The 7,241-nt window shown below is 63.6% G+C and carries 5 protein-coding genes; 3 read left to right on the forward strand and 2 right to left on the reverse strand.

All coding sequences use genetic code 11. The annotated features are described in order from the left end of the window. Positions 1-167 precede the first annotated feature (167 nt). Positions 168-1,349: an alanyl-tRNA editing protein gene (locus NZN28_RS07620; RefSeq protein ID WP_295396879.1), complete on the reverse strand. Its 1,182-nt coding sequence runs from the start codon at positions 1,347-1,349 to the stop codon at positions 168-170. An 85-nt stretch (positions 1,350-1,434) separates the two neighbouring features. Then, the gene (ftsH, locus tag NZN28_RS07625; RefSeq protein ID WP_295396882.1) at positions 1,435-3,315 is read right to left on the reverse strand and encodes an ATP-dependent zinc metalloprotease FtsH; all 1,881 of its coding nucleotides are present in this window, start codon (positions 3,313-3,315) and stop codon (positions 1,435-1,437) included. 380 nt (positions 3,316-3,695) lie between these two features. On the opposite strand from ftsH, the gene dnaK reads away from it, so the two are divergent. From dnaK to NZN28_RS07640, 3 genes are read left to right on the forward strand one after another with little or no spacing between them, the layout of a single operon-like run. Next, positions 3,696-5,564: a molecular chaperone DnaK gene (gene dnaK / locus NZN28_RS07630; protein WP_295396884.1), complete on the forward strand. Its 1,869-nt coding sequence runs from the start codon at positions 3,696-3,698 to the stop codon at positions 5,562-5,564. Positions 5,565-5,617: 53 nt separating this feature from the next. Next, entirely contained in the window at positions 5,618-6,175 is a 558-nt protein-coding gene (locus NZN28_RS07635; RefSeq protein WP_295396887.1) for a nucleotide exchange factor GrpE, read from the forward strand. A 36-nt stretch (positions 6,176-6,211) separates the two neighbouring features. After that, positions 6,212-7,093 (forward strand): DnaJ C-terminal domain-containing protein, encoded by an 882-nt coding sequence (locus NZN28_RS07640; RefSeq protein ID WP_295396888.1) that lies wholly within the window; start codon positions 6,212-6,214, stop codon positions 7,091-7,093. Positions 7,094-7,241: the final 148 nt, after the last annotated feature.

The following is a 7,241-nucleotide window of genomic DNA, read 5'->3' on the forward strand; positions in this document are numbered from 1 at the left end:
GCGGCAAAGATGCCGGTGCATCGGAGGGAGCTGAACCGACTTTTGGTTTCGAGGGTTCCCAGGTTGGGCAGTTGTTTTCAGCACCGGCTCCAAGGCCCCCGCTCGCGGCCCCGCCGCTCCAGCATTTCAAACGAGGCGGGTTCGAGAGCCTTCGCCCTGGCCGACACCTAAGGTACTCGGGAACCATCGGACAGGTATTTCCGGAAGCCTTCCAGCGCCAGGTGCAGGGCTTTGAGGGGCAGCACCCCCAGCTTGACCAAAGCCCCTCCGCCCTTCGCACCGAGCGGCCTGAGCACCGCCTCCCAGATGGCCTCTAAATTCTCGGGGCGGCTCGGATGCTTGAGCAGCACGTAGCGGGCTTGGTCCTCGGCCTGCGCGAGCAGCAAAGCCAGCACCCCCGGCCACTCCGCCAGCCGCTTCCCGACCATGTCCAGCACGGCGTTCGGAACCTGCGCCGCGATGGAAAGGCCGGGGAACTCGGCCAGCAGCTCGCGCATCAGGCGCTCGGCCAGCTCGTCCTTGAGGGCGGCGTTTTCGGCCCGCACCCGGTACCACTCGCGGCGCATGTTCTCGAGGGGCCTTTCCAGCTCCAGCGGGCCAGCGCTGAACCGCTCGCCCAGCCGGCTGAGCAGGCGGTGTGCCTGGTCGAATAGCTCTAAGGCCTCCCAGCCCGCCACGAAGTAGATGCGGGTGCCGCCTTTGTAGCGCTCGAACTTGGTGATTTTGATGGGGCCCGCCTCGCCGGTGTGGGCCACGTGCAGGCCCCCGCAGGCCACCTTGTCCCAGTGTTCAATCTCCACCACCCGGAGGGTGCCGCTGACCTTGGGCGGGCGGCGCAGGCCGTGGGCTTTGGCCTCGGAGTGGTCAATGAAATAGGTGCGTACCGCGGTGTTGGCGTAAACCGCCCAGTTGGCCAGGGCCTCGGCCCGGCGGATGGTTTCTTCGGCGGGCTCGCCGTCAAAGTCCATGGTGCAGACCGGGCTGCTCATGTTGACCGCCCGCACGTTCCAGCCCGCAGCCCGCAAAAAAGCCTGCCCCAGCATGTGTTCGGCGGTGTGGCGCTGCATGTGGCGGTAGCGGCGGGTCCAGTTGAGCTGGCCCTGCACCTGTTGCCCTTCGGCGAGGGGGCCCTTCAGCCGGTGAATCACCTGGCCGGTGGCCTTGGCGTCCTCGAGCACCTCCAGCACCGCCACCCCCCCCAGGCTGCCGGTATCGCAGGCCTGGCCGCCCGAGGTGGGGTAGAAAAGGGTCTGGTCCAGCACCGCGTAGTGCTTTTCCCCTTCGCTCCAGGCCCGCACCACGCGGGCCTCGAACTCGCTGGCATAAGGTTGTTCCCAGTAGAGCCGCATTCTGCTAGCTTACCGAAAAGGCTGCGGGGGAAGAAAACCCCTCGCCGTGCAGCCCCCATCGGCGCAGGGGGCCTGCACCGACGGCTCAGGCCCCGCCCAGGTTGGGCTTGATTTTGGGCACGATGCGCGGAGGCTCCTTTTCTTCCTTGTCTTTAGGGGGTTCGCTGGGGGGCAGGGGGTTCTCCAGGGCCTCGCCCTCCACCACCCGCACAAACTCCTCGGCGTTCAGGGTCTCGCGCTCGAGGAGTACCTGGGTGACCCGCTCCAGCACCTCCCGTTTCTCGGTCAGCAGGTTCAGCACCCGGTCGTGCTGCTCCTGAAGGAGCTTCTGCACCGCTTCGTCAATGCGCTTGGCGGTGTCCTCGGAGTACTGCCGGGTGTCGTAGCCGCCCAGGTAGGTGTCCTCGCGCACCTGGTAGGCCACCGTGCCGAAGTCGGGGTGCATGCCCCACTCGGTAATCATGCGCCGGGCCAGGTCGGTGGCCTGGCGGAAGTCGTTCTCGGCCCCGGTGGTCACATCATCGAACACCAGCTCCTCGGCGGCCCGGCCAGCCAGGGCCACCGCAATCTGGTCGGTCAGGCGCTTCTTGCTCCAGTGCAGTGTGTCCTGGCGGCTGGGCATCATAAAGCCCATGGCCCGCCCACGCGGCACGATGGTTACCTTGTGCACGTTGTCGGCATGCTCCAGGAAGTGAGCGGCCAGGGCATGGCCGGCCTCGTGGTAGGCGGTGACCTCGCGGTCTTTGGGCGAGATGACCATGCTCTTCTTGGCCGGCCCCATGATCACCCGGTCGGCGGCTTCTTCCAGGTCTTTCATGGTGATCTTTTTGCGCCCATCGCGGGCAGCCAGCAGCGCCGATTCGTTGAGCAGGTTCTCGAGGTCGGCCCCCACAAACCCCGGGGTGCGCTTGGCCAGCAGAGCTAAATCCACATCCTCAGCCAGCGGCTTGCCCTTGGCGTGAATCCTGAGGATTTGCTCGCGCCCCTTCACATCCGGCGCGTCAATGGCAACCTGTCGGTCAAAGCGGCCCGGACGCAACAGGGCCGGGTCGAGCACGTCGGGGCGGTTGGTGGCGGCCATGATGATAATGCTGGTCTCTTTTTCAAAGCCGTCCAGCTCGACCAATAGCTGGTTGAGGGTCTGCTCCCGCTCGTCGTTACCCCCTCCCACGCCCCCGCCTCGCCGGCGGCCTACCGCGTCAATCTCGTCTATGAAAATGATGCAGGGGGCGTGGCGCTTGGCGGTCTCGAACAGGTCGCGCACCCGGGCTGCGCCGACCCCCACGAACATTTCCACAAAGTCGGAGCCGGAGGCGGCAATGAAGGGCACCTTGGCCTCACCGGCCACCGCTCGGGCGATGTGGGTTTTGCCTGAGCCGGGCGGGCCAACCAGCAGCACGCCCTTGGGGATGCGGGCCCCCATCTCGTGAAAGCGGGCCGGGGCTTTGAGGAACTCCACGATTTCCTTGAGCTCCTCCTTGGCTTCCTCGCAGCCGGCTACGTCCTTGAAGTTGGTTTTAGGGGCCTCGGTCAGCACCTTGGCCCGGCTTTTGGTAAAGCTAAAAGCACTGTCGCCCGAGGGACCTCTGTTGCGCGAGAAGAAGAAAAAGATTGCCACCAGCAAGCCGATCAGAAGTAAGGGAATCAGGAAGCCCAGCAAAGGGTTTTCCCGCCGGGGTGGGGCAATTTCCACCTGAATTTTCTTGTCGCCCCACTCGCGGATGGTGGTGGTGTCGATGGGGCCGGGCGCAAAGGTCACGTACTGGTCGCCGTCGTCCCGGCGGGTTACGTTGAGCTGCCGTCCATCCACCGCAATTTTGGCCACACGGCCCTGGTCAATCTCGTTGAGAAAGGTGGTGTAGGCCACCTGATTGGTGGGCTGCTGATTGGAGGTCAGGCTAAAAGCCCAGGCAATCAGAATAGCTGCAAGCAAAACAAACCAAAGGTTGAACGGCAAGCGGTTCATTGTCCTCCCAGCGTACACCCTATTATAGATAGAAAGGTAGTCAAAAGAACCGTGCGCTGTAAGGTCCGAATGTCCTTTTGTGGACAGGCTTAGGCTACTCTTGAGGATGGTATTTTAGGAATAAATTCCAGGGAAATGTAAGTTGAGCGCGGATTTGGGCACGGGCATGGAGGACAGCACAGAAAATGGAAGGTGTCGTTGAGCCAGGCTGGAGGTTGGCTCGAGCACATGTGCACTCACCCCGTACCTTGGTGTATCCGCCAGTAGAACGGAACTGTTGAGACCTTGATACAACTACACTCAACTCTATTGACTATATGATTAACAAAAGCTATCCTATAGGTTAGTGAGCCGTGCTTAGTGCGGCAAGCGGAGGATGTATGGCAAAAGCCGTAGGAATTGACTTAGGAACCACGAACAGCGTCATCGCCATTATGGAAGGCGGCAGCCCGGTGGTGTTGGAAAACGCCGAGGGCGAGCGCACCACCCCGAGTGTGGTGGCGTACAAGGGCAGCGACCAGCTTGTGGGCCGGGTGGCGCGGCGGCAGGCCGTGCTCAACGCCGAGGGCACCGTGTTCGAGATCAAGCGCTTCATCGGGCGCAGCTGGGACGAGGTCCAGGACGAGGTCAAGCGGGTGCCCTACAAGGTGGTCAAGGGCCCCGATGGGGGGGTGCGGGTGGAGATTCAGGGCAAGCTCTACACCCCCGAGGAAATCTCGGCCATGATTCTGCGCAAGCTGGTCGAGGACGCCAGCAAGAAGCTGGGCGAGAAGATTACCAAGGCCGTAATCACCGTGCCGGCCTACTTCAACAACTCCCAGCGCGAAGCCACCGCCAACGCCGGCAAGATTGCGGGCCTCGAGGTCTTGCGCATCGTCAACGAGCCCACCGCGGCGGCGCTGGCCTATGGCCTGGACAAAAAGGGCCACGAGACGGTGCTGGTCTTCGACCTGGGCGGGGGCACCTTCGACGTGACGGTGCTCGAGATTGGCGACGGGGTCTTCGAGGTGAAAGCCACCGCCGGCGATACCCACCTGGGTGGATCCGACTTCGACCACGCCATCGTGAACTGGCTGGCCGAGGAGTTCAAGAAAGAGTCCGGCGGCGTAGACCTGAAGGCCGACCGGCAGGCCCTGCAACGCCTGATTGAGGCAGCCGAGAAGGCCAAAATTGAGCTTTCGGCGGTCACCGAGACCACCATTAGCCTTCCCTTCATCGGCCTCGACCCGGTCTCCAAGACCCCTCTGCACCTGGAGAAGAAGCTCACCCGGGCCAAGTTCGAGGAGCTGATTGGCCCTTTGCTCAAGAAGATTCGCGGCCCCGTCGAACAGGCCCTGCGCGACGCGGGTTTGAGCGCAGGCCAGATTGACGAGGTGCTGTTGGTGGGCGGCTCGACCCGCGTCCCGGCGGTGCAGCAGATTGTGAAGGAGATGCTGGGCAAGGAGCCCAACCGCAGCGTGAACCCCGACGAGGTGGTGGCCTTGGGGGCCGCTGTACAGGCAGGGGTGCTGACCGGGCACGTGGAAGACGTGGTGCTGCTGGATGTGACCCCGCTCTCGCTGGGGGTGGAGACCAAAGGTGGGGTGTGCACCGTGCTGATTCCGCGCAACACCACCGTGCCCACCCGCAAGTCGGAGATCTTCACCACCGCCGAACACAACCAGCCCTCGGTGGAGATTCACGTGCTGCAAGGGGAGCGCCCCATGGCCGCCGACAACAAGAGCCTGGGCCGTTTCCGCCTGGATGGTATCCCGCCCATGCCCGCCGGGATGCCGCAGATCGAGGTCACCTTCGACATTGACGCCAACGGCATCCTGCATGCCACCGCCAAGGAGAAGTCCACCGGCAAGGAAGCCTCGATTACCATCCAGAACACCACCACCCTCTCCGAGCAAGAGATTGAGCGCATGGTGAAGGAAGCCGAGGCCAACGCCGAGGCCGACCGCAAGCGCAAGGAACACGCCGACCTCAAGAACAACCTCGACACCGCCCGCATCCAGGCCGAGCGGGTGATGGGTGAAAAGCAAAGCACCCCCGAAGCCAAGAGCCGGCTCGAGGCCGCCATCGGCAAGGCCAAGAGCCTGGTCGAGAGCGACGGGGCCGATGCCGACCTGCGCAGCGCCACCGAGGAACTGCTGGCAGCTTTGCAGGCTTACGAGCAGGGCGCCGCTGCTTCGAGCGGGCAGTCTGCCGGCAGCACGCCCAAGTCGGACGACGTGATTGACGCAGACTACAAACCCGCCGACTAAGCTCGAGGGCCGGGGGGTAGAGGCCCCTCGGCCTCAGATGTGTTGAGGTGTGTATGGAGAACAAGGAAACCGTGGCCGAATCCCCTGCGCCGGAGACCAGCGAGCTGCCCGAGCTCGAGCGTCTGCGCGGCGAGGTGGAGTTTCTAAAAGCTGAGCTCGAGGCTTCCAAAAACAAGTTCCTGCGCCTGTATGCCGACTTTGAAAACTACAAGAAGCGCATGGTGCAGGAGCTGGAGTCGGCCCAGCGCAACGGCAAATTCGATGCGGTGCGGGCCTTGCTCGGCACGCTGGACGACCTCGAGCGGGCCTTGGGTTTTGCCAGCGTCAAGCCCGAAGACCTAATTCCCGGCGTGAGGAGCGTGCTGGAAAACTTTGCCCGCAGCCTGAAGGGCCTGGGGGTGGAGGCCGTGCCTGGGGTTGGGGCCGAGTTCGACCCGCGCTACCACGAGGCCATCGGGGCTGTGGAAGGGGAGGAAGGCAAGGTGATGCACGTCTATCAGCAGGGCTTCCGCTACGGCGACCTGCTGGTGCGGCCCGCCCGGGTGGTGGTAGGAAATGGCGTGAAGGAGGCAGAGGGCAGCGAGCCGGGTGCGCACAGCGAGAAGAACTAAAGCCCTCTGCCCTCGGCGCCCGGCTCTCGGTTGACTATGGCCTACAAGGACTACTACAAAATTCTGGGGGTCTCGAAAAACGCTTCCGAAGACGAAATCAAGAAAGCGTTCAAGAAGCTGGCCCGCAAGTACCACCCCGACGTCAGCAAGGAGCCGGGGGCCGAGGAGCGCTTCAAGGAAATCAACGAAGCCTACACGGTCTTGTCCGATCCCGAAAAGCGCAGGTTCTACGATACCTACGGTACGGCGGCGGGCAGCGGCCAGTGGCAGGGCCCCCCGCCGGGCCAGGGCGGTTTTGGGGGTTTTGGCGGTAATGTGGGCGATTTCTCCGATTTCTTCCAGCAGTTGTTTGGCAACCTTGGGGGCCGGGGGGGCTTTGGGGGGTTTGGCGACCTGTTCGACGCTGCGGGCCCCGGTGCCCGCCGGATGGGGGCCGACCTCGAGGCCGAACTCCCCCTTACCCTGGAGGAAGCCTACCGGGGCGGCGAAAAAACCATTTCCATTGGGGCCGAACGCATTACCGTGCGAATCCCGCCAGGGGTGCGGGAAGGCCAGAAGATTCGCCTGGCCGGTAAGGGCCGGGCCGGGGGAGACCTGTACCTGCACATCAAGCTTCAGTCCCGGCCCGAGATGCGGTTAGAAGGCGACGACCTCTACACCGTGGTGGAGGTGCCTGCACCCATTGCGGTGGTCGGCGGCAAGGTGCGGGTGCAGACCCTCGACGGCCCCGTCGAAATGACCATTCCCAAGCGCACCCAGGCCGGGCGCAAGCTGCGCCTGAGCGGCAAGGGCTGGCCCCGCAAGGACAAGAGCCGTGGAGACCAGTACGCCGAAATTCGCATCACCATTCCAACCCATCCAGGCCCTGAAGAAGAGCGTCTGTATGCTGAACTGGCCAAGCTTGTCAGGGTAAGCTAGAAGTCGCTCCGGCAAGTTGCAGCTTGCGATTGCCAGGATTGAAACCCGCTCGAGGGATGGTTCAACGTCCTTGAGTCCGTCCCCGGCGTTCGTATCGCGCAACGTTTGCACCATCGCGCTCTTCACAGGCGTGGCTGCCCACGAAAAC

The organism is Meiothermus sp. (genome assembly GCF_025056915.1).
In the GTDB taxonomy this organism is placed as follows: Bacteria; Deinococcota; Deinococci; order Deinococcales; family Thermaceae; genus Meiothermus.